The 21,542-nt window shown below is 58.2% G+C and carries 18 protein-coding genes, 1 tRNA gene and 2 pseudogenes; 14 read left to right on the top strand and 7 right to left on the bottom strand.

All coding sequences use genetic code 11. From position 1 onward, the window contains the following. A pseudogene (locus tag QN377_RS20835) lies at window positions 1-626 on the bottom strand (hemagglutinin); the annotation flags it as partial. A gap of 39 nt (window positions 627-665) precedes the next feature. Next, window positions 666-1,391: pseudogene (locus tag QN377_RS22920) on the bottom strand (ESPR-type extended signal peptide-containing protein); the annotation flags it as partial. 2,068 nt (window positions 1,392-3,459) lie between these two features. Between QN377_RS22920 and QN377_RS20830 the strand changes: the two are divergent. Next, complete coding sequence (locus QN377_RS20830) at window positions 3,460-3,885, top strand: SRPBCC family protein (protein ID WP_095018644.1); 426 nt, start codon at window positions 3,460-3,462, stop codon at window positions 3,883-3,885. Then, window positions 3,882-4,310: a MarR family winged helix-turn-helix transcriptional regulator gene (locus QN377_RS20825; RefSeq protein WP_095018645.1), complete on the top strand. Its 429-nt coding sequence runs from the start codon at window positions 3,882-3,884 to the stop codon at window positions 4,308-4,310. Before QN377_RS20830 ends, QN377_RS20825 begins: the two co-directional genes overlap by 4 nt. A 197-nt stretch (window positions 4,311-4,507) precedes the next feature. Here the strand turns inward: QN377_RS20825 and QN377_RS20820 are convergent. After that, a tRNA-Leu gene (locus QN377_RS20820) sits at window positions 4,508-4,594 on the bottom strand. A 291-nt stretch (window positions 4,595-4,885) separates the two neighbouring features. Between QN377_RS20820 and QN377_RS20815 the strand changes: the two genes are divergently transcribed. Next, entirely contained in the window at window positions 4,886-5,938 is a 1,053-nt protein-coding gene (locus QN377_RS20815; RefSeq protein WP_095018687.1) for a DMT family transporter, read from the top strand. A 46-nt stretch (window positions 5,939-5,984) separates the two neighbouring features. Beyond that, window positions 5,985-6,581, top strand: coding sequence for a DedA family protein (locus tag QN377_RS20810; RefSeq protein WP_095018688.1), 597 nt, complete (start codon window positions 5,985-5,987; stop codon window positions 6,579-6,581). Here the strand turns inward: QN377_RS20810 and QN377_RS20805 are convergent. The 3 genes from QN377_RS20805 to QN377_RS20795 all read right to left on the bottom strand — a co-directional run bounded on the left by QN377_RS20805 (window position 6,568) and on the right by QN377_RS20795 (window position 8,470). Beyond that, complete coding sequence (locus tag QN377_RS20805; protein ID WP_095018689.1) at window positions 6,568-7,290, bottom strand: anti-sigma factor domain-containing protein; 723 nt, start codon at window positions 7,288-7,290, stop codon at window positions 6,568-6,570. The genes QN377_RS20810 and QN377_RS20805 overlap by 14 nt on opposite strands. Beyond that, window positions 7,287-7,853: a sigma-70 family RNA polymerase sigma factor gene (locus QN377_RS20800; RefSeq protein ID WP_095018709.1), complete on the bottom strand. Its 567-nt coding sequence runs from the start codon at window positions 7,851-7,853 to the stop codon at window positions 7,287-7,289. Before QN377_RS20800 ends, QN377_RS20805 begins: the two co-directional genes overlap by 4 nt. Before the next feature lie 77 nt (window positions 7,854-7,930). Further along, window positions 7,931-8,470 carry a DUF3455 domain-containing protein gene (locus QN377_RS20795; RefSeq protein WP_095003322.1) on the bottom strand — a complete coding sequence of 180 codons (540 nt, stop codon included), beginning with the start codon at window positions 8,468-8,470 and terminating at the stop codon, window positions 7,931-7,933. 226 nt (window positions 8,471-8,696) lie between these two features. Here QN377_RS20795 and QN377_RS20790 point away from each other — a divergent pair, with 226 nt between their 5' ends. Together QN377_RS20790 and QN377_RS20785 are read left to right on the top strand one after the other, a co-directional pair. After that, window positions 8,697-9,233: a DUF4174 domain-containing protein gene (locus tag QN377_RS20790; RefSeq protein ID WP_095018690.1), complete on the top strand. Its 537-nt coding sequence runs from the start codon at window positions 8,697-8,699 to the stop codon at window positions 9,231-9,233. Window positions 9,234-9,461: 228 nt separating this feature from the next. After that, the gene (locus tag QN377_RS20785) at window positions 9,462-10,073 is read left to right on the top strand and encodes a LysE family translocator (protein WP_095003324.1); all 612 of its coding nucleotides are present in this window, start codon (window positions 9,462-9,464) and stop codon (window positions 10,071-10,073) included. Here QN377_RS20785 and punR read toward each other — a convergent pair. Further along, on the bottom strand, window positions 10,009-10,968 hold the full coding sequence (punR, locus tag QN377_RS20780) for a DNA-binding transcriptional activator PunR (RefSeq protein ID WP_322212782.1): 960 nt from the start codon (window positions 10,966-10,968) through the stop codon (window positions 10,009-10,011). The genes QN377_RS20785 and punR overlap by 65 nt on opposite strands. 119 nt (window positions 10,969-11,087) lie before the next feature. On the opposite strand from punR, the gene punC reads away from it, so the two are divergent. From punC to QN377_RS20740, 8 genes are all read left to right on the top strand, one after another. Then, window positions 11,088-12,269, top strand: a complete 1,182-nt coding sequence (gene punC, locus QN377_RS20775) for a purine nucleoside transporter PunC (RefSeq protein WP_322212784.1) — start codon at window positions 11,088-11,090, stop codon at window positions 12,267-12,269. Window positions 12,270-12,530: 261 nt separating this feature from the next. Further along, the gene (locus tag QN377_RS20770; RefSeq protein WP_095018691.1) at window positions 12,531-13,508 is read left to right on the top strand and encodes a WD40/YVTN/BNR-like repeat-containing protein; all 978 of its coding nucleotides are present in this window, start codon (window positions 12,531-12,533) and stop codon (window positions 13,506-13,508) included. After that, complete coding sequence (locus QN377_RS20765) at window positions 13,505-15,931, top strand: efflux RND transporter permease subunit (protein WP_095003327.1); 2,427 nt, start codon at window positions 13,505-13,507, stop codon at window positions 15,929-15,931. The genes QN377_RS20770 and QN377_RS20765 overlap by 4 nt, the downstream gene beginning before the upstream one ends. 155 nt (window positions 15,932-16,086) lie before the next feature. After that, window positions 16,087-17,331, top strand: a complete 1,245-nt coding sequence (locus QN377_RS20760; RefSeq protein ID WP_370688638.1) for a helix-turn-helix transcriptional regulator — start codon at window positions 16,087-16,089, stop codon at window positions 17,329-17,331. An 89-nt stretch (window positions 17,332-17,420) separates the two neighbouring features. Further along, entirely contained in the window at window positions 17,421-18,188 is a 768-nt protein-coding gene (locus QN377_RS20755) for an SDR family oxidoreductase (RefSeq protein WP_271351013.1), read from the top strand. A gap of 16 nt (window positions 18,189-18,204) precedes the next feature. Further along, on the top strand, window positions 18,205-19,038 hold the full coding sequence (locus QN377_RS20750) for an SDR family NAD(P)-dependent oxidoreductase (RefSeq protein WP_095003330.1): 834 nt from the start codon (window positions 18,205-18,207) through the stop codon (window positions 19,036-19,038). A 208-nt stretch (window positions 19,039-19,246) separates the two neighbouring features. Next, on the top strand, window positions 19,247-20,284 hold the full coding sequence (locus QN377_RS20745; protein ID WP_095003331.1) for a Rieske 2Fe-2S domain-containing protein: 1,038 nt from the start codon (window positions 19,247-19,249) through the stop codon (window positions 20,282-20,284). 127 nt (window positions 20,285-20,411) lie between these two features. After that, on the top strand, window positions 20,412-21,425 hold the full coding sequence (locus QN377_RS20740; RefSeq protein WP_095018694.1) for an AraC family transcriptional regulator: 1,014 nt from the start codon (window positions 20,412-20,414) through the stop codon (window positions 21,423-21,425). Window positions 21,426-21,542: the final 117 nt, after the last annotated feature.

Below are 21,542 nucleotides of genomic sequence, written 5' to 3'. Positions count from 1 at the left end.
GCGATATTGGTGGTGTTGGTGGTGACCTGTTGATTGGTGGCGAACAGTTGGCTGCCGTTGATGGCATCGGTACTGGTACCACTGATCTGACCAGCAGCCACATTGGAGATTTGCCGTTCTGCGCCAATGCTGCCGACACTGACCACGCTGGCGGGTGCAGTCCCGGCAAAGGTGTAAGCGACGCCGCCGATGGTTGCCCCTGTGGTGGCGACTGCCGCCGCCGTGGTGCTGTTGGCGCCGAGTGCAACGGCCCCGATGTTGTTGGATGTTGCCCCTGAGCCCAGTGCCAACCCTTGGGTAGCGGCGTTGACCACAGTGGCTGCATCGCCCAGGGCAATGGAACCGGCGCTGTTGGCCTGGGAGCTATTACCCAGCGCCACGGAACCTTGGCCTGTTGCCGTATTGGCATTGCCCAGGGCCACGCTGCCCTGGCCGTTGGCGGTATTGTCGGCGCCCATGGCGACTGCGCCGGTGCCGGTTGCCGTGTTAGGGTCACCGATGGCGACAGCGCCGTTGCCGGTGGCTGTGTTGCCTGCGCCAATGGATACGGCTTTGCCGCCAGTGGCTTGCGCCGAGGTACCGATTGCGACGCTATCGTTCGAGTTAGCCAGAGAGCCGCTACCCATGGAGATTGCCCCGGTTGCGGTAGCTCTTGCGTTCGAGCCGATAGCCAGGGAGCTGGCAGCGGTTGCCTGTGAAGTGCTGCCGATAGCAATGCCGTCTTGGCCAGACGCTATCGTGCTAGCTCCCAGGGCTACGGAGGCTATACCTGAAGCAGTGCTGCTGACGCCTAAGGCCATAGAGCTTGCACCAGAGGCCCTGCTATTGAAACCAAGCGCGGTAGCGTTTATGGCTAAAGCTTGACTGGAAGTACCCACAGCTGTCGAATTTTGGCTGTTGGCAACGCTTTCAGCACCCAGGGCGGAGGCTCCCAAGTCTGAGGCATTGCTGGTTTCGCCCAATGCGACAGAGTTAGTGCCAGAAGCATTACTAGATAATCCGATAGCAACAGAGGAAGTGCCGGTAGCGACGGCAAGTCGCCCGAATGACTCAGAGCTGTCGCCTGTTGCAACGGAAGCCTCACCGATCGCAACACTTCTGTTCCTGGCAGGGGAGCCAGAGGCGGCGCTAATGGCTACGGAATAGAAGTCTACGGTCGCCGGCGCACCACCATTACCTGTTGCCGAACTGTTACTGATCACGCCTCCCGATATTGCCGTGCTGGAAAAGGCAAATGTGGGTAGCAGCCCTAATGACAGTCCAACAGTAACAATCACTAATGTTCTTATGCCCTTGCAAGGTCCGCTTTTATTTTTCTTGTGCGCAAACTCACTAGTGACTACCCAACTGCCCAAGGAGTAATTCCATACCACAGAAAAAATCTTGTTCATGATTGTATATGGCGGGATGTACGCCAACCTCTGATGAAAGAATATGATGTGCATCAGAAACTACCGCCTTTGCATGCGGTATCTGAGTGTTGGTTAAAGACCAGGGCGCTTGTGACGAGCGGGCGGGGCTTTGTTGTGCGCAAGCCAAATGCTAGTTGCTCCGGCACAATAAGGGGTGTGCATGTTGTCCGAGGCCTCTTGAGGGGAGGTAGATGTTGCTATCAAACAGTGTTATTGGATCCGGTTTTAACAGTGTGAGCGCGTTACTGATATTTAAGCTATAAGTCGCGCACGAAACCATGGCAGCCCAGCAGTGAGTAGGTAGTCTTGATGGCTCATATTTTTAAAGTAGTACGGCTGTAGGTTATTTCAAGTTGTGTAACTAGTGTTCGGATGTTTTTCGTGCGAGTAATGAGGTGGGCTGATTGTTTTTAAAAAGTATATGTGTAATTAAAAGGGGGGGCGTCCTGCGCTGGCATGATTGCGGTTGGGTAAGTTTTGAGTGGTTGTATGGCTGCTCAAGAGATTGAAAATGATCATTTTTGTCTTATTTTTAATGGTTTTCGGTGGGTGCACGTTATGTCTCTTAATGTAAAGTCCAGACCACTTGGCTGTCGTTGTGAAGGGGCGTTTGTAGTAGAAGACGGTGAAATATCAATTCGATCTTAATGTTATGAGGTTTTAGGTATGAGTCAGCGCAGCAGGTCGGTGTTGACGATAGTTGTTATATGGTTTGTTTAATCTGATGTGTTTCTGCGTGGCTGGTGGCAGGCTAGTGGCGCCTTGTTGCAGTTTGAGTGGTCGCGCATGTGCAGTCCTGGTAATGCAATTGCTCGGCCTTGTAGTGTGGGGTCTCAGGTGATGAGGCGAGGTGTGGGGTGGTTTTTGTATGTCGGTTTTAATATGGGTGATCTTTAATTTTATGATTTTAATTTGCATTGTTGTTATGGCGGTCAGTAGTAATATAATAAATATGGCATGGCGAAAAGAACCAGAGGGCGCTGCCCGGTCACGATGTTTTTGCTGGTGTAGCCTGTGTCTGAACGAGCGGGGGATAGGTTCTGTACAGGTTGCTCATGCGCTTGTGTTGAAGTCCCTGCTGCAAGGGTAGTTGCCTTCTTTTCGATGTTTACTGACGAAGAGCATATGTGGGGGGTCGTGAGTAGCGTCAGTGCATTCAACGGCGGAGAAATGTTTCGCCTGGATGCTGTAGTTCATTGCGCAATATCGGCTGACAGCACTTTCAGTCTATTGACTATGGCCCGCTCTCATCAGGCAGCGCGGGTGTCGGCGTTGTTCTTCATGGTGCCGCTATTGGCATCGGTAATGGCGAACTAATTGCTCGATGAGGTCATGCCAGGGTTGGCATGGCATGGCGTGGAGTGGAATGGTTGTTGCTGTGCTGGGGGTTTGGCTCGCTGAGGGAGTGACGTTGAACATGACCCGACACCAAGCAGTTCTCGATTGGTGGCAGTCAAGCGAAGACCTCGCCAACCACTCGAAACAATGAGCGATGGCATAACCCGAAAAAATCGCAGCGAACAAAAAAAAGGGCCTGCACGAGGAGTCTCATGCAAGCCCTTGATTTGTTTGGTGCCCGAAGCCGGAATCGAACCGGCCCGTCATTATGAACGGGGGATTTTAATTCAAAAAATTTATTTTTTAAAAACAGTAGGTTAGATCTGTGTCTGTGTATGTTTCGCAGCGAGACGGTGCCAGGACCCTGAAGGCCATTGCTTCTACGTGATCAAAAATAATTGCTGTGAAGAATGCCCGTCAAAAATCATTTGGTTGGGTTGCCTTTTTGCCGCCCCTTTGACGGATGTAAATCTCGGTCATCACGACCGTTGTATGCCCCAGCTGGCCACTGAGCCTGAGTCGTATCTCGGCGGTGTGCTTATTGTATTGCCGTTGGTGCTGACCGGTGATGAGCAGGGAGTCCAACTCTGGAGCTGAGTCCTAAGAGGATCGTGTTTGTAGCGATTTTTACCAGCCGTTGCTGGTGTGTGGTTTTATATTGTAAATGCATTTACAATTATTTTGACCCTACAGACGCAAGGCAAAGGCCATGGAAATCAAAGAGTCTATTGAAATCAGATCGACCCCCGCGCAAGTGTTCCGCTTGTATAGGGATGCGGGACGGTGGGCTGACTGGGACCCAGAAGTGAGTAGTGCCAGCTTGCCTGGCGGTCTCAAGTTGGGAGCCAAAGGTTGGCTTAAACCCAGGGTAGGGCCCAAGGCTGGCATTCAGATTGTTGAGATGACCGAAGAAAAGTCGTTTTCGGCGCAAAGCCGTTTGCCGTTATGTCGCATGGAATTCGGGCACCTGCTCACGGAAAAAGAGGGGGGCACTGTCGCAACTCACTGGGTTGAATTCTCCGGGCCATTGAGCTTTCTGTTTCGATACCTGATAGGTAGATCCATCCAGGCAGCGTTACCCAATACGATGCAGGGGCTTAAGAAGTCCAGTGAAGCCCGGGCAAGCTCCCTATGAGTGTGAGCAAGGACGGCGTCGAGGAGAACTGGAGTGGTTCTGCCTTCGCGGGGCCAAGCGACAGCCCTGGATTCAGACTCTGGCGCGACTTTTTGGACTGGCAGCGTCAACTTAATGTCCGCTTGAAGCCCTTGGGGCTTACCCAGCCACAGTTCGCTATCCTGGCTGTAAGTGGTTGGCTGACTAGAGAGGGCGAGCAGGTGACTCAGCATGGAATCGCCAGTTTTACCGGTATGGATCGCATGCATATTTCGCAAATCATATCCCGCCTGGGTAAGGACGGGCTTATTGAAAAGCAAGTGAACCCGCAAGATCATCGCGCAAATCTGGTGTCACTTAGCGAAGAGGGCCACCGACGATTGCGTGCTGCTATGCCGATTGTTGAAGGCTTCGACAAAGAGTTCTTTCTAACGCGCAACACCTGATTACCTGTCTGGAAATCAGGTGTGATAACCCCCGAGCCCGGCCTAGTGCTGGGCTTTGTGTTTGCGCAGGAGAATGACGCCCGTTTTGGCAGGAAGACAGAGAAGGGGTAAAAAACAGAATTGCGGAGCGGTCTGTTTTTTTGCGGTGAAAAAACAAAGGGCCTGCACGCGAATCGCATGCAAGCCCTTGATTTGTTTGGTGCCCGAAGCCGGAATCGAACCGGCACGTCCTTACGAACGGGGGATTTTAAGTCCCATGCGTCTACCAATTTCGCCATTCGGGCGGTAGCGCTATAAAGCGGGTCACGAAGGAAGGTGCTTTAACAAAGAAAGTACTCAAGAGCCTGCGCAACAGGTGGACGAATATATAGAGCCTGCGCTCATGAGGCAAGGTCGATAGTGTCCATTGTGGTACATTTTTTTTCTCCGTGCCTGGGTAAAACCGTCGAAAAATCATAGATATATGCACCACGCCGGGGGTGTCCCCGCTGTGTTGAGGGTATTTGCAGCGCTGTTGCGGCGCGTATTCCCGAGTAGGCTAGGCTGCTTGCACAGCTGGGACATGAGCGGGCGTTATGAATACGAGTGTGATTTACGCATTGGCAGCGGCAGCGCTGTTCGGGGCCAGTACGCCATTGGCCAAGCTGCTGGGTACCGAAGTATCGCCGGTGATGCTGGCCGGGCTGTTGTACCTGGGCAGTGGCCTGGGTTTGCTGTTGGTGCGCTGTGTCCGCGATCGGGGCTGGAAGCCCTCGGGTCTGGGTGCCGGTGAATGGCCCTGGCTGCTCGGCGCAATTGTATTTGGCGGGATCCTGGGCCCCGTGGCGTTGATGTTCGCTTTGACCCTCACCAGCGGGGCGACGGCTTCGTTGATGTTGAATCTTGAACCAGTGCTCACGGCACTGCTGGCCTGGGTGGTGTTCAAGGAAAACGCAGACCGGCGAATCGTGCTGGGGATGCTGGCAATCATTGCCGGCGGCGTTGTGTTGTCCTGGCCATCCGGGGCATCTGCGGCAGTGTCGCTTTCCTGGCTTGGGCCATTGGCGGTGGGGTTTGCCTGTTTCTGTTGGGCGGTCGATAACAATCTGACGCGCAAGGTATCTGCTTCTGATGCGCTGTATATCGCGGGCGCCAAGGGCCTTTTCGCGGGGTTGGTGAACTGTGCGATTGCATTGGCTTTGGGGGCGAAGGTTCCGTCGTTTGGGGTACTGAGCCCGACCCTGCTGATCGGTTTCCTGGGCTACGGTGTCAGCTTGGTGCTGTTTGTCCTGGCATTACGCGGCCTGGGGGCGGCGCGCACCGGGGCGTACTTTTCAACGGCACCTTTTCTGGGGGCGGCAATTTCCATTGTGCTGCTGGGCGAGTCGGTATCTCTGCTGTTCTGGCTGGCTGCTGGCTGCATGATTGTCGGGGTCTGGCTGCATCTGACCGAGCGCCATGAGCATGAGCATTTACATCAGCCGCTGGAGCACTCCCATCGCCATACCCACGATGAACATCACCAGCATGAACATGAGCATGCCGCAGATATTCCTGCGGGCAAGGCTCACAGTCATGCACATCAGCATTCGGTCATCAGCCATAACCATCCGCATTTCCCGGATATCCATCATCGCCACCGGCACTGAGCCATTGCGTTTTAAACCCTGATTTCAATGGAGCTATGGATCGCGCATGTTTGAACATATTGACTTCAATTACCTGCTGGCAACGTATGGTTACCTGGCCATTTTTATCGGCTGTTTGCTCGAAGGTGAAACCATTCTGATCCTCGGGGGGATGGCGGCACACCAGCATGTCCTCAAGCTGTTGCCGGTGATTGGTTATGCCAGCCTGGCGGGGATGCTGGGTGATCAGTTGTTGTTCTGGCTCGGGCGTTATTTCGGTGCTCGCCTGTTGCTCCGCCTGCACAAACAGCAGGCCGCTATTGATCGCGTGACGCAGTTGATTGGCCAGTATCCGACGGTGTCCATTTTTTCGGTGCGGTTTTTGTATGGCATGCGCCTGATCGGGCCCATGGTGATCGGTGCCAGCAAGGTCTCGCCATTGAAGTTTCTCTGCATCAATGCCGTGGGCGCGGCCGTGTGGGCAACGCTGTTTGCCAGTGGCGGCTATTGGGCCGGGGAGTTTCTCGAAGGCGTACTGGGCGACCTTAAGCCCTATCGCTTGCCGATTGCCCTGGGCGTGGTCGCATTGATGGTGGTGGTGGCCGTTGCCCGTCACTACAGGGCGAAAACCAGGGCGAAAACCAAAGCGGTCAAATCACTTTGACAGCCCGGCCAATAAACTGGATCGGCCCTGTCGGCTTGCCTGTTGTCGAACCGTTGGGGCCTTCCAGGGTCAGCTCGAAAAGTTGATTGGGCGACAGCGGCGGCAGGCGATCCAGTGGCAGTGACAGCACTTGTCCCGGCTTGACCAGCCCCAGGGACACCGGCCCGGCCCAGTCGTCGGCCTTGGTCCAGAACTCCAGGGCCTTGTCGCCGGGCACTTGCGCGACGCCAAGGGGGATCAGCTGGATGTGTTCACGATCGTTGGCCTGGATGACCCAGCCGGGTGCCTGACTTTGTGGTGCCACCAGAACCACCACATAGGCGGGCGGTGAGATGGCTGGGGTCACGGACCACAATGCCACGCCCAGTGTCAGCGTTGCGGCCAGGCCTGCGGCCGTCAGGCCGCGCCACAATGGCAGAAGGTTCCACCAACCAGTACGGGCCTGTGTTGGCAGGGCTGGGACATTCAGGGCGTTCAGGCTGCGCTCGATTCTCGGCCACAGATGCTCTGAAGGCTGTTGCGCCGGGGCAAGGTCGTTGAGGGGCAACAGTCGCGCTTCCCAGCGATCGACTGCGGCCTGCAGATCAGGCTCATGGGGCAGGCGTTGCTCAAGCGCACGCCGTTGTTGCCCATTGAGCGTGCCCAGCACGTATTCGCCCGCCAAGGCATCGAGATCGGCCGGGTCGCTATTGTCAGGTGTAAAAGTCATCCCATGCACTCGCGCAAGGCGCTCAGGCTGCGTTTGATCCAGGCTTTTACGGTGCCCAGAGGGGTGTCCAGTTTGTTTGCAATTTCTGCATGGGTATAGCCGTCAACATAGGCATGCACAATGCAGGAGCGTCGGGCCGGGTCGAGTTGCTCAAGGCAGCCGTATATGCGCTCGCAGCCATCCGGCCATTGCAGTGGGTCCTGCGTCTGGTGGCGCCCGTCGAGAGTGGCCAGAGGTTGCAAGGCCAGTTCGCTGCTTTCGCTGACTTGAATTTCCAGGCGAGTGTCGCGCCTGCAGTTCAGGGCCAGATGCCGGGTCAGGCTGAAAATCCAGCCTCGTGCAGAACCGCGCCCGGGATCGAAGCTGGCGGCGCGCATCCAGATTTTGATAAAAGCGTCATGCACGATGTCCTCAGCCAGTGCGCTGTCGCGGGCAATGCGTTTGGCTACCCCCAGCAAGCGCGCGCTTTCCTGGGCATACAGGGCCACCAGCGCCTGCTGCTCGCCGCGGGCGCAGGCCAGCAGGCAGGCCTCATAGTCAAATAGTGGCTCAGGTAGTGTCACTGTGTTCCGCCGTTGCAGATGGGACATCTCCGGTCATTGCCCGGTCTCCATCGAAGCAGCGTAGACGATGTAACGCATTAGCGGCTGGCCCAGAAAATGTAATCGGCCTGGTATGGCACTACTTGTCGCTGGCCCTTGTTGGCGGCTGTGCAGGCGCTGGCAGGTGCCGCACCGCCCTTCAGTGCCACACGCTGGATGTAACTCACACCGTTCATGGCACCTTTGCCCTCTGCAGGATTGGCCTTGACCAGTTGATAGGGCAGGTTGCCAGCCCCGGCAGGGGCCACTGCGAGCTGGGTGCCGGTGACTTTGGAACCGTCCAGGGCTTGCCAGGTCGCGGGCGGGCCAAAGTAGCTACCAACTTGTTTACCAGTTGTGTCATTGAGCTGAGCTTTTGGGCCTACAAAAAACCACTCCATTTCGCCTGGAGTGCTGGCTTTTTCTTTGCACTCATATGTGATTTCGCCTACACCAACTGTTGTCATTGCCATCTTGTGGCCGTCGGGAACTCTAATGTTTTCGGGTAAATTCGACTGTGCCCAGGCGCCCTGGGCTGCCACCAGCAGCATGGCGGCAAGTGTCAGGCTGGCATGGCTGATCAAAGGTTTTGCGTTCATGTTCCGATCTCCTGATGGGATAACAGCACGCTGCTGTTACGGGTACTACCCGCAGCAGGAGGATTTGGATGCAGTTGCAAAAAATAAACTTGAAAGGCAAAGTCCGGGAACCCGGTTGCGTGACGGATCCCTTGGCCTAAGCTTGGGAATACAGGCTCAACGCCAAGGGTTTCAAGGCATTGGCAGCACGTTCGCGAAGCCGGTCCGATAATAAAAGGAGATCTGGATGTTTATCCGTTTATTGATCCTTGCTTCTGTGCTGGTTGCAGGCACGGTGCAGGCCGTTGAAGTTCCAAGCCCGCTTGAACAGGATCGCGGCAAGTTTCGCCCGCTGGTAGTGGTCGCCCGTGCAGATGCCGACCCAACCCTGGTCAACCTCAAAAAAGCCCTTGAAGATCCGGCCAACAAGCAGGCTTTTGACCAGCGCAATATGGTGCTCTATACGATTGTGGGCATTACAGGCAAACGCGATGGCAAGGACCTTGAACCCCAGAGCACCATGTCGCTGATTCGCGGGCTCAAGCCGGGGATGATTATCGACAAGGCCAAAGTGATCCTGATCGGCAAGGATGGGGAAAAGAAAGTCGAGACAGTGGGGGATGTTGACCTGGCTGAGCTGTTTAAAACCATCGATGCCTTGCCCGCTGCCGAAAAGGAAACCCAGGCACCGGTTGCGGTGGAGACGCCGGCCAAGGGCGCAGCCGCTGGCAAATCGACAAAGCCCGCCAAACCGGCAAAAGCGGCTCAGACCCTGGATGACTGAACACCAGCCAAAAAAAAGGCCCGCTGGGGGAAGCGGGCCTAAATGGGATTCACTAAAGGAGTGGATCCAATCTAGGCGCAGCGATGTGAAAGTGATGTGAAAATTGCGCAGTCAAATCATTTGATCTGGCAAATGTGTGTGGTCAAAATAATGGCCATCTGTAGCGCAATTCCGGCTCGGTAATCCGATAGTGTGAACACACCGCTCACCAGACTGCCGGATAACAAGATGCCGTTTTCCCTCGAACTGATTTCTGCCTTCGCACTCTTTGCCTTTGTGTCGTCCATCACCCCCGGCCCCAACAACACCATGCTGCTGGCATCGGGGGTCAACTTCGGCTTCAGGCGCACCATCCCCCATGCTCTGGGCATCAGCTTCGGCTTTATGTTCCTGGTGCTTGCGGTTGGATTGGGGCTGGGGGGTGTATTCAAGGCCGTGCCCATGGCCTACACCGTTTTGCGTTATCTGGGGGCGGCGTACTTACTGTATCTGGCGTGGAAAGTCGCCACTTCGGGGCCGGTGTCCGAGTCGGGTGCGGCCCAGGGCAGGCCACTGGGCTTCTGGGGCGCGGCGGCGTTTCAATGGGTCAATCCCAAGGCCTGGGTGATGGCCATTGGTGCAATCACCACCTACACGCCGTCCCAGGGTTACATCGCCAACGTGTTTGTCATCGCGCTGGTCTTCGCCATCATCAACTTGCCCAGTGTCTGCGTGTGGGCCGGTTGCGGCAGCGCGTTGCGCAATGTGCTGACCCGGCCCAAGTGGCTGCTGGCATTCAACCTGACGATGGCGATTCTGCTGGTGGTGTCGCTGTATCCGATTCTGTTTGAGGTTCATTGAGCCATTCCTGGCTCAGGGTGGCGGTGTCACCCAGGTACTCCAATAGCCAGCTCATGGCCGGGGAATGGTTGTTCTGTGCCCAGGCAATGCACGAAGGGCTGGCCGGAAAGGGTCGCTGCAGGCTCAGCGCAAGCAGTTGGCCCTGGTCGATCAGTGGCTGGGCCAGATGGGCGGGCACCATGCCGACACACAGACCGTCGCTCAAACAGGCCAGCCCCGAAGCCCAGTCGGGCACCATCATGCGGCGCTGGTTATCCAGGGTCCAGGTGTCGCGTTTGGGCAGGCTGCGTGAAGTGTCATCCATGCACAGTGCAGGGTAGGGGCGCAGGTGCTCATCACCCAGCAATCCGCCAATGGACGCCAGCGGATGCCGCGGGCTGGCGACGCACAGCCAGTGCAGAAAACCCATGTCGCGAAAGGCAAAGCTCCCCGCCACGAGCACTGCACGGGTGGCTCCGATAACCAGATCGGTACGGCCGTCTACCAAGGCATCCCACACACCGTTGTACACCTCGTATTGAACAATCAGTTCCACGTCGGGGAAATGCCGGTAGAAGTCGATGACCATCTGCTGGCAGCGCGGTTTTTTGATGATTGAATCCACGGCCACCCGCAACTGGCCGCTCCAGCCATTGGCAACCTGCTGGCAAAGGCGGCGGGTGCCGAGCATTTTTTTCATGACGTCGCGGGCTTCTTTGACAAACATCCGCCCGGCAGGCGTGAGTTCCACATCCCGGTGACGACGTACAAACAGCGGTACCGCCAGCCATTGCTCCAGTTGGCGCACGGTGTAGCTGACGGCGGAGGGAACGCGGTGCAGTTCCTGGGCTGCGCCACTGAAACTGCCGTGGCGGGCGACTGCATCAATTACATCCAGGGAGTATTCAGACCACATGGGTTTGCCTTCAAAAAATTCGATGCCAGTTGGCAATTATTATCGCTTCACAAGCAAATCCTCAGCTGGATAATGCGCGGCAGTCAACAAATTGTTTGATGGCAAGTTTTTGGGTGCACATGAAAAACACTTTTGGTTTTACCTGTTATCTCGCCGGGCTGAGCATGCTGGGCTACCTGGCAATGGATATGTACTTACCGGCATTTGGCACGTTGCGCAGTGAACTGGGGCTTTCAGCCGGTGCGGTGGGCGCGAGCCTGAGCATCTTTCTGGCCGGGTTCGCGATCGGCCAGTTGCTCTGGGGGCCGTTATCGGACCGCCTGGGGCGCAAACCGGTGTTGTTGGCGGGGTTGTCACTGTTTGCCCTGGGGTGCGCGGGCATGTTCTGGGTGCAGGACAGTGTGCTGCTGTTGAGCCTGCGGTTTATTCAGGCCATCGGCATTTGCGCGGCGGCAGTAACCTGGCAGGCGCTGGTCATCGACCGATACCCGCCTGACCAGGCCAACCGCGTGTTTGCCGGGATCATGCCGCTGATGGGACTGTCACCGGCACTGGCTCCTTTGCTGGGGGCCGTGGTACTGAGTCACCTGGGCTGGCAAGCGATTTTTGCGGTATTGCTGGGCCTGGCGGTGTTACTGATCGTACCCACGTTGCTGCTCAAGGAAAAACCCCGTGTGGCGCCAAAGGCAGTTAAAACCGGGGTGAGCTATTGGCACCTGCTGTGCACGGCTAAATTCAGTGGCAACGTCATGATCTTCGCCGCATGTTCGGCCAGCTTTTTCGCCTGGTTGACGGCCTCACCCTTTATTTTGGGCGATATGGGTTATAGCCCAAGCGATATCGGTTTGAGCTACGCGCTGCCTACTGTGGCATTTATGGTGGGTGGTTACAGCTGTCGCAGCGCCTTGCAGGGGATCAGTGGGCGGGCGCTGTTACCCTGGTTGCTGGTGGCTTACTGCGCAAGCATGGTCGGGCTGTATGGGGTTGCGACCCAGACCGTGCCGACGCTGACCACCTTGCTGATCCCGTTTTGTTTGATGGCGCTGGTTAACGGTGCGAGTTATCCGATTGTTGTCGCGAGCGCACTGATGCCATTTTCGGAGAACTCAGGCAAGGCGGCAGGTTTGCAAAATACGTTGCAGCTTGGGTTGTGCTTTTTGGGCAGCCTGCTGGTGTCGACCTTTATCAGCCAGCCGCTGCAAATCACGGTTGAAGTAATGCTGGCTACGGCGCCGCTGGCGGTGCTGGGGTATTTTATTCAGCGACGCAAGGTGAAGGCGCAGGCATTAGTGGCGTCTTGAGGGGCAGGTCGCCCCGGTGATTTCAGCTCAACGAAAGCGCCGGATATCTATCCGGCGCGTCAGTCAAACCCGGCTATACGCTTGCACCCCCCATTCCAGCTAGGCCATTTGGACGATGTGCCTGTGACTCACCAGTCCGATTATCGAAGGAAGGTTCTGGACGCCTCGCCGAGGAGGCAGCCAGAGCATCCACGATAATAAAAAGAGGACTGGCTGCATGAACTCTGCCCAGCAACTGAATCGTGCAGCGAGGCATCGACCATGCGCTCAATAATTGGCTATCTGGTTTGCCTGATCGTCGCTGTCACCATCGCGTTTACCTTCTCTCCACGTCATGCCTCCGATGTCGCTTCGGCCCAGTTGCGGCCCGATCGTCTGCAAATCAACGGTATGTTGTATCTGGATAAGCGGGTGGTGGCCGTCGGCGAGCGCGGCAATATTTTGCTCAGCGACGATCAGGGGGGCTCGTGGCAGCCAGCGACGGTCAAGCCGCAGCGTGATCTGACCCTTACCGCACTGGTGGCGCTGCCGGATAAAAGCCTGCTGGCGGTCGGCCATGATGGCTGGATTGTGCGCTCCGAAGATGAAGGCGCCAACTGGTCAGAAGTGCGCTTCGACGGCGAAATCGCCGAGCCTTTGCTGGGCATCTGGAGTGCCGGCGGCAATCGTGTCCTGGCGTTCGGCAGTTTCGGCAAATTTTACCAGTCCGGGGATGACGGTCGCACCTGGCAAGCCCAGCCGCTGGAGGTGGATAGCGCTCACCTCAATGGCATGGATGGCGGAACAGACGGTCGCCGCATGGTGGTCGGCGAGCAAGGGCTGGTGCTGCGCAGCGACGATGGCGGGCACAGCTGGCACAAGCTCGAGCCGTTCTATAACGGCTCGCTGTTTGGTGTGGTACGCCTGAGCCCCGATCGTTGGGTGACCTATGGCATGCGCGGCCATGTGTTTGTCAGCCAGAACTTCGGCCAGACCTGGGAACCGGTAAAAGTCGGCAATCAATTGCCGCTCTACGGCCATGTCCTATTGCCCAACGACGGTGGCCTGCTGATTGTCGGTGCTGGCAGCTCGGTAGTACGCCTGGACGGCAAGGGTGAACTGGTCAGCGCTACGCGCTTGCCGGGGCTGGGTACTTTGACTTCGGCGGTAATGGTGGGCTCACGGCTGCTGGTAGGCGGCGAGCGCGGTGTGTTCCAGGGGACTGATGGCGGTGTTGCTGCCCTTGGAGGTGCCCGGTGAGCAGTGAAAACAGTGTTGTAAATCGCACGGTCGAGCGTATTGCCGACTTGCTGATCGTCTGGCGCAAGAGCCTGTTGGCGCTGTTTGTATTATTGACCCTGGCCCTGGGTTACAGCGCCACACACACGCAACTGGACCCGGGCTTTAACAAGCAGATCCCGGTGCGCAATGCCTTTATGGTCAACTTTCTCAACTTCAGCCAGTACTTCACGGGGGCCAACCGTTTTCTGGTCAGTGTGAAGTGGAAAGGCGAAGGCGATATCTATAACCGCCAGTACCTGGAAACCCTGCGCAAAGTCACGGATGACGTGTTTTTTATCAATGGTGTGAGCCGTGCCAGTGTGACGTCGCTGTTCACCGCCAATGTGCGCTATATCGAAATCACCGAGGACGGTTTTTTCGGCGATGTGGTGATGCCACCGCGCTTTACCGGCACGGCCGAAGACTTGTCCCAGGCCCGCAACAACGTCGCCCGCTCCGGACAGGTCGGGCGTCTGGTGGCCAATGATCTGACCTCGTCGATGGTGCGCGCCGACCTGCAGGACATGGACCCGCAAACCGGCAAATCGGTGTCCTATGCCGAGGTGGCCCAGCGGCTGGAAGATATCCGTGCCAAGTACAGCAATGATGATATCGAGATCAACATCGTCGGCTTCGCCAAGCTGGTGGGGGACGTGGTTGAAGGCCTGACGACGGTCATCGGCTTTTTTGTGATTGCCTTTGTCATCACCGCGTTGATGCTGTGGGTCTATTCACGCTCATGGCGCCTTACGGTGGTTGCGTTGGCCGTGGCGCTGCTGCCGGTGGTCTGGCTGTTGGGGTTGCTGCCGTTGCTGGGGCTGGGGATCGATCCGATGTCGATTCTGGTGCCGTTTCTGATCTTCTCGATCGGCGTCTCCCATGCGGTGCAAATGACCAATGCCTGGAAACAGGATGTACTGGCGGGCAGCTCTGCGGTGCAGGCTGCGCACGGCGCTTTTTGCAAGATCTTCATCCCGGGTTCGCTGGCGTTGCTGATGAACGCCCTGGGTTTCGGCGTCATCATGCTGATCGACATTCCCATCGTGCATGAACTGGGCGTGACCGCATGCATCGGGGTGATGCTGATGATCATCACCAACAAGCTGATGCTGCCGATCATCCTGTCGTATCTCAAGCTTGAGCCGGGGGCGATGGCCCAAGGGCTCAAGGTGCAGGGCAAGCACGCGCTGTGGTGGCGGCTGTCGGCGCTGGCCGAGCCAAAACCGGCGCTGGCGGTGTTTGTGGTCAGCCTGCTGCTGCTCGGTGTCGGTGCCTGGAAGGCCCGGGATCTGGCAGTGGGCGATATCGGCGTGGGTGCGCCGGAGCTGCGCGCCGATTCGCGCTACAACCAGGACAACCAGAAGATCATCAACAGTTATTCGATTGGCCTGGATGTGATGTCGGTGTTCGTGCAGGTCAAGGGCATCGAAGAAGGTTGCCTGGCACCGCAAGTGATGCGCGCCATTGAATCATTCGACTTCCAGATCCGCAGCGTGGCGGGTGTGCAGTCAGTGCAGAGCGTGGCAGGCATGGGTAAAGCCGTGATTGCCGGCAATAACGAAGGCAACCCGCGCTGGTCGGCGATCCCCGGTTCCGAGCGCGGCCTGAGCCAGGGCTCTCGCGCTTACATGCCGGACGACGGCCTGGTGACCGAAGGCTGCCAGCGCATGCAGATCCTGGTGTTCCTCACCGATCACGAAGGGTCGACCGTGAGCCATGTAGTGGACGAAACCCAGCGCATCATCGGCGGCTTGCAAGGGCCAAACGTGGAGTTTCTGCTGGCCGGTGGCAACGTGGGGGTGATGGCGGCGTCCAACGAAGCGGTCAAGCAGGCCGAGGTGGTGATGCTCGCGGCGCTGTTCGGTTCGGTGGCGCTGTTCTGCTGGCTGACCTTTGGTTCATTGCGCGCGGTGCTGTGCATTCTGGTGCCGCTGGCCATCGTCGCGATCCTGTGCAACGCCCTGATGGCGACCCTGGGCATCGGCCTGAAAGTCGCGACCCTGCCAGTGATGGCACTGGGCGTGGGGGTGGGAGTCGATTACGGGATCTATCTGTACGAGCGGATTGCCCATGAAATGGCTGACGGCAAGGATCTGCGCACGGCGTTCTACCAGGCCATGTGCCAACGGGGTACGGCGGCGGTGTTTACGGCGCTGACCATGTCCATCGGCGTGTGTACCTGGGCCTTTGCTCCCCTGAAGTTCCAGGCTGATATGGGTGTACTGCTGTCCTTCATGTTTCTCGTCAACGTGCTCGGCGCAATCTTTTTGCTACCGGCGCTGGCGGCCTGGTTCAATTTGGCACGACCGTTGGTCAAGGTCAAAACTCGCCCGGCGCAAGCGACCGCCGGGCATTATCCGCTCAAGCCGAGCGTTGCTGCGAAGGACTCTTCAAACCGCTGAAGCAGACAGCTTGCCGGGCTTGTATGACGGCAGGCATACAGACACACTGAGTCGCTTTTGCACAGCTTTACGGATGTGGTGCAAAGGTTAGCCGCTAGTCATAAGAACAATAAAAAGGGCCGGTCATGAACCTGGCCCGAAGCGAGGATAAGTCCGTGGATACAGTGACCTTGAATCACCAGACCCTGGCCGGTCTGGGGCTTGAACTGGCCGATTACGATCAGATGGTCGGCAGCTTTTATGACGGTGCCCTGGACCCCAAAATAATGGGTCGTACCTTGTGTACCGTGCGTGGCATGTTCCGGGCCAACTACGCAACCCTGATCCTGCGAGTGCCCGATCAGCCCGATCTGGGCTTGATGATCGTTGCCGGAGATATCGAAGGCGAGGGCGAGCTGACCTATCAAACCTATCCGCAAACCAATACCCCCTTTGTCGGGCAGGCGCTGGACCAGGTATTTACCGTCGAAGACCTGATGAGCGAGAGCGAGTGGGTGCAGTCGGCCTATTTCAAGGCCTACTGCGGTCCGCAGAATGTCTATCACGTGATGGGCGCCGACATTTCCACGCCCGATGGCGGCAAGCTGCGGTTTCGCATCACCCGGCCAAAGTCTTCCCCGGCTTTCTCCAGTGCCGAGCGTGCCCTGTGCAGCAGTTTTCTGCCGCATTTGCGCCGCGCCCTGCATCTGCACAACCTGCTCGATCGCAGCGAGTCCATGAGCGAGTTGTACGCCCAGGCCATCAGCCGCCTGTCGGTGGCGACCATCGTGCTCGACGAAACCGGCAAGGTTCTGCGCCTCAACCCGGTGGCCGAAGAAATTCTCAAGAACGCTGATGGACTCAAGTTGGTGGGGGGCAGGCTGGAAGCCACTTACCCCAGCGACAACCGCGAGCTGCAACGCCTGGTCAAGCACGCTTTCAGCCAGGAAGTGCGTGAGGGCGGGGCGACAGCCGATGCGATGTCCGTGACCCGACCTTCGGGTCAGGTCAGCCTGGGGCTGGTGGTCGAGGCCATTCCGTCGCTGGAGTGGGCCGAAGGCAAGAGCAAACCGGCGGCAGTGATCTATATCCGCGACTCGGTAGGCAAATCGCTGGCCAGTGAAGTGGTGACCAAACAACTGTTCAACCTGACCAAGGCCGAGACGGCGCTGGCGATGGAACTGGCCAACGGCTTGTCCCTGGAGGAAGCGGCGGAAAACCTGAATATCCGGCGCAACACCGCGCGGGCGCATTTGCGTTCGATCTTCTCCAAGACCGGTGTGCGCCGCCAGACCGAGCTGGTGAGGATTTTGCTGAACAGCGTGGTCGCGTTGGGAAAGCCCAAGTGCGCCTTGCGAGCGGCTGAGTCCGTGGTGGTGCCGGCGCCACAACTGGCGCGTCCGGTTCGTAAAAGCGCTTAAGGATTTATGCCCGCCGGCGAGGGTGTTTGCGCCACCGCCGGTTTTTCGTCAGCCAGGCCGCCTGCGCCTGCATCATCAAGGAAAGTCTTATGCCAGTTACTGCTGTCAGCGGTTCCGCTTCCGGGATCGGCGCCGCCGTGTGCGCGCAATTACGAGCTGCGGGCCACCGGATAATCGGAATTGACCGTGGCAATGCCGAAGTGATCGCTGACCTTTCGACCCGTGCCGGGCGCCAGGCGGCAGTGGCGCAGGTGCTTGAGCAATGCGGCGGGGTGCTCGACGGGCTGGTGTGCTGCGCCGGGATCGGGGTGACCGCACCTTCCAGCGGCATCGTGCTGGCGGTTAACTACTTTGGCGTCAGTGAACTGCTTGATGGCCTGGCCGATGCGCTGGCCAAGGGGGAGAACCCGGCTGCACTGGTGATCGGTTCAGTGGCGGCCACCCATTCGGGTGCCGAGCAGGAACCAATGGTTGCCGCGATGCTCGCCGGTGACGAGGCGAAGGCGTTGGAACTGGCCAATGCCCTGGGTCAGACGCACCTGGCCTATGCCGGTTCCAAGTATGCGGTGACCTGTGCCGCACGGCGCAAGGCGGTGCAATGGGCCCCGCAAGGTATCCGTTTGAACGTGGTTGCACCGGGCGCGGTGGAAACCCCGCTGCATCAGGCGGCCAAGGACGATGCGCGGTTTGGCAAGGCCGTACGTGAGTTTGTCGCACCACTGGGGCGCTCGGGCACTCCTGAAGAACTGGCCCGGGTTGTGGCTTTTGTGCAATCGGCGCAGGCCAGTTTCATGACCGGCAGCGTAGTGTTTGTCGACGGCGGCATGGACGCAATGGTGCGTACACAGCGTTTCTGACCGCTAAGGGGCTTTTATGAACAAAGTGGCATTTATTACCGGCGCCAGTCGCGGCATTGGTCGTGCAACCGCGCTGGCCTTTGCCCGTGCAGGTTTTGATCTGGCCATCAGTGCGCGCAGCTTGGACGAAGGTCAAAGCCATGCCCACGGCTTGCGCAACCCGGATGGTACGCCGCTGCCCGGCAGTTTGAATGCCACCGCAGCGGCAATCCGTGAGCTGGGACGCAAGGCGCTGGTGGTGCCCATGGACCTGCTCGACAGTGAGTCGGTACTGGCCGCCAGCCAGGCTGTGTTTACCGAATATGGCCGGGTGGATGTACTGGTCAACAATGCCATCTACCAGGGCAGCGATCTGAATGTACCGTTTATGCAGTTGCAGCCCGAGACCCTGGAGCGAGTCTTTCAGGGCTATGTGATGACACCGTTCTTGCTGACCCGGGCGGTGGTCAGCCAGATGCTCGAGCAGGGCGGCGGTGTGGTGATCAACGTCACCTCCGGTGCTGGAGAAACCGATCCGCCGGTGGCAGCGGGCAAGGGCGGCTGGGGTTACGCCTATGGTGCGGGCAAGGCGGCAGTGTCGAGGCTGTCGGGCATATTGTCGGTGGAACTGGGGGAGCAGGGGATTCGTGCCTATACCCTCAACCCGGGTGTGGTGACCACTGACGCATTGCGCGCCACCATTGGTGACAAAGGCGTCATTGCCCTGCGTGCAGGCTCTGCGCCGCCAGAGGTACCAGCAGCGGTGATGCTGTGGCTGGCTACCCATGAAGGGGCGGTTGATCACCAGCGCAAGACCATTCACTGCCAGCCGTTTGCCCGTGAACACGGGATTGTCGAGGATTGGCGCTAAGCGCTCCCTCACCCTGACCCTCTCCCAGGGGGAGAGGGGACTGACCGCACGCGGCTCAAAGATCACCGCAAACCAGCTCCCTCTCCCTGCGGGAGAGGGTTGGGGTGAGGGCAGCCCCTCTAGTCCATCTGAACGATGAGCCCACCCCGAACCTCGGTGAAGATCATCGGGTAAAGCGCCCTGGCCCTTAACCTGAGGAATAATAAAAATGACTAAACTCGCACACATCCACGTCGAGAATGCTTTGTCGCCCCGCTATGGTCGCGGCTGGCATTGCCTGGGCGAGGCAGACGAGTACCGTGATGGCAAGCTACATACCCTGAATGTGTTCGGCTCGCGACTGTTGGCATTTGCCACGTCAAAGGGCGAGATCAGTGTGCTCGACGCCCATTGCCCGCATATGGGCGCCGACCTGTCCCAGGGCACTATCGAGAACGACCGTGTGGTCTGCCCCTTTCACCACTGGCAGTACGAAGCCAGCGGCAAGTGTGTCGAGATCCCTTACTGCAAGCGCATTCCGCCCAAGGCCAAAACCCGTGCCTGGCAGACCTGCGAGGTCAACAATCTGCTGTTTGTGTGGAACAACCCTGAAGGCAAGCCGCCCGCCGAAGATGTGGTGATCCCCCATCTACCGGAGCTGGACAGCGATGAGTGGCTGCACAGCTGGCATATGGACAAGCTGATCATCGACACCAACCCGCGCGAGCTGGTCGACAACCTGGTGGACGCCCAGCATTTCGGTCCGGTACATGGCACGCCGACCAAGTACTTCCACAATGTGTTCGAGGGGCATATTGCTCAGCAAATCTTCCATGGCGACTCCGAGCGGCTGGGCGGTGACCTGGTGGCCGAGTCGGCCTATTACGGCCCCGCGACGCACCTGACACGCATGAGCGCGGTGTTTGAAGGGCTGGAAATAAAGTCCATCCTGCTCAATTGCCACGTGCCGATCGGCCCCAACAGCTTTGAACTGCGTTTTGGCTGCATGGTGAAAAAAGTGCCGGGCTGGACCCATGAGCAGAACGAAGCGCTGGCCGTGGATTATGTGCAGCGTAACCGCGACTCGTTCTATCAGGACGTTGATATCTGGACGCACAAGGTGCGCATCAACAACCCGGTGCTGGCCGAGGGCGATGGTCCGGTCTATCAGCTACGCGAGTGGTACCAACAGTTTTTCACCGACGAAGAGGGCGTGCCGGCAAGCATGGCCGAGCGTCGTGAAATCACCACGGTGGATAACCGCTGATTGATTGCCTGAGCCACGGGCCGCGCCGCTGGCGCTGCCTGTCCAGCGGCAAGTTACTGCTGGCTTTTTGATCCGTGCTGCTTAAGATGGCCGTCATCGATACGTCATCGGGCATGGAACAGGGCCAATGCTGAACAAGGACACCATCTCCATTCATCTGGTGCGTGAGGCGCTGCTGCAAAGCTGTGCGCCGGGCAGTGCCACGGATGAAGTGCTGCACAAGGTCGGCATCGCGCGCGAGTTGCTTGACCAGCCGGATGCCCGTGTACCGGCCATGGTCTATGCGCGGATGTGGCGGTTGCTGGCGCGGCGCCTGGACGACGAATTTTTTGGCATGGACCCGCGCAAGTTGCGGGCCGGCAGCCTGGAGTTCATGTGCCGTTCGGCCATGGCGCAGCCAACCCTGGCCCGGGGTCTGGAGGTGGTACTGGGGTTTCTGTCGTTGATGCTGGAGCGTTTGCCTGCACGCCTGGTGCGTCAGCAAAGCGTGGCCGAGATTGTCCTGCACGAGCCTGAGCAACAGGCCAGCCGTGGCTTTACCTACTTTGCCTACTGGATGATCGTGCACGGTGTGGCCTGCTGGCTGGCCGGGCGCAGGATTCCGATTCTGGCCATTGAGCTGCGTTGTGCTGCGCCCGATTACTGCGAAGACTACGAAGTGATGTTCTCCGAGAACCTGCGCTTTGAGCGGCCACGCACGCGGATGATTTTTGCCGCTGATTGCCTGGATGCACCGATCAAGCGCAGCGATCAGGAGTTGAAACGGTTTTTGGCCGAAGCACCGGCCAATATTCTGGTCAAGTACCGCGACCCGCAAAGCCTGGCCAGTCAGATAAAACAGAATCTGCGCCAGTTGCCGGCCGTGCAGTGGCCCGAGACCCAGGGCATGGCGCAGAGTCTGTGCATGTCGGCATCGACCTTGCGCCGTCGCCTGGCGGACGAAGGGCAAACCTTTCAGGGGCTCAAGGACAGCGTGCGCAAGGAGCTGGCAATCGGCTGGCTGGCCGAGCCTGAGCACAGCTATGCCGATATTGCCCAGCGCCTGGGCTTTGCCGATACCAGCTCATTCTACAAGGCCTTTCGCAAATGGTCGGGGACCAACCCCGGGCATTACCGCGGGTTGATTTTGGGCGCGGTTTGAAAACCATTGGCGCCTCTGACTCTTCTGTCCCCTGAAGAGACTCTGTTGCCGATCAAGCCTTTTTGTGGGAGCGAGCCTGCTCGCGAACGACCTTCGCGCTGTCTCTTATACACATCA

The organism is Pseudomonas sp. CCC4.1, assembly GCF_035019225.1.
Lineage (GTDB): Bacteria > Pseudomonadota > Gammaproteobacteria > Pseudomonadales > Pseudomonadaceae > Aquipseudomonas > Aquipseudomonas bubulae.
Note: the sequence above shows the minus strand (reverse complement) of the source record. Positions and strands in the feature narration are given on the sequence as shown.

Bases quoted from the DNA above. Each gene is read 5' to 3' on its own strand.
- QN377_RS20830 (WP_095018644.1), top strand. From the start codon at position 3,460: ATGGAAATCAAAGAGTCTATTGAAATCAGATCGACCCCCGCGCAAGTG.
- QN377_RS20825 (WP_095018645.1), top strand. From the start codon at position 3,882: ATGAGTGTGAGCAAGGACGGCGTCGAGGAGAACTGGAGTGGTTCTGCC.
- QN377_RS20815 (WP_095018687.1), top strand. From the start codon at position 4,886: ATGAATACGAGTGTGATTTACGCATTGGCAGCGGCAGCGCTGTTCGGG.
- QN377_RS20810 (WP_095018688.1), top strand. From the start codon at position 5,985: ATGTTTGAACATATTGACTTCAATTACCTGCTGGCAACGTATGGTTAC.
- QN377_RS20805 (WP_095018689.1), bottom strand. From the start codon at position 7,290: ATGACTTTTACACCTGACAATAGCGACCCGGCCGATCTCGATGCCTTG.
- QN377_RS20795 (WP_095003322.1), bottom strand. From the start codon at position 8,470: ATGAACGCAAAACCTTTGATCAGCCATGCCAGCCTGACACTTGCCGCC.
- QN377_RS20790 (WP_095018690.1), top strand. From the start codon at position 8,697: ATGTTTATCCGTTTATTGATCCTTGCTTCTGTGCTGGTTGCAGGCACG.
- QN377_RS20785 (WP_095003324.1), top strand. From the start codon at position 9,462: ATGCCGTTTTCCCTCGAACTGATTTCTGCCTTCGCACTCTTTGCCTTT.
- punR (WP_322212782.1), bottom strand. From the start codon at position 10,968: ATGTGGTCTGAATACTCCCTGGATGTAATTGATGCAGTCGCCCGCCAC.
- punC (WP_322212784.1), top strand. From the start codon at position 11,088: ATGAAAAACACTTTTGGTTTTACCTGTTATCTCGCCGGGCTGAGCATG.
- QN377_RS20770 (WP_095018691.1), top strand. From the start codon at position 12,531: ATGCGCTCAATAATTGGCTATCTGGTTTGCCTGATCGTCGCTGTCACC.
- QN377_RS20755 (WP_271351013.1), top strand. From the start codon at position 17,421: ATGCCAGTTACTGCTGTCAGCGGTTCCGCTTCCGGGATCGGCGCCGCC.
- QN377_RS20750 (WP_095003330.1), top strand. From the start codon at position 18,205: ATGAACAAAGTGGCATTTATTACCGGCGCCAGTCGCGGCATTGGTCGT.
- QN377_RS20745 (WP_095003331.1), top strand. From the start codon at position 19,247: ATGACTAAACTCGCACACATCCACGTCGAGAATGCTTTGTCGCCCCGC.
- QN377_RS20740 (WP_095018694.1), top strand. From the start codon at position 20,412: ATGCTGAACAAGGACACCATCTCCATTCATCTGGTGCGTGAGGCGCTG.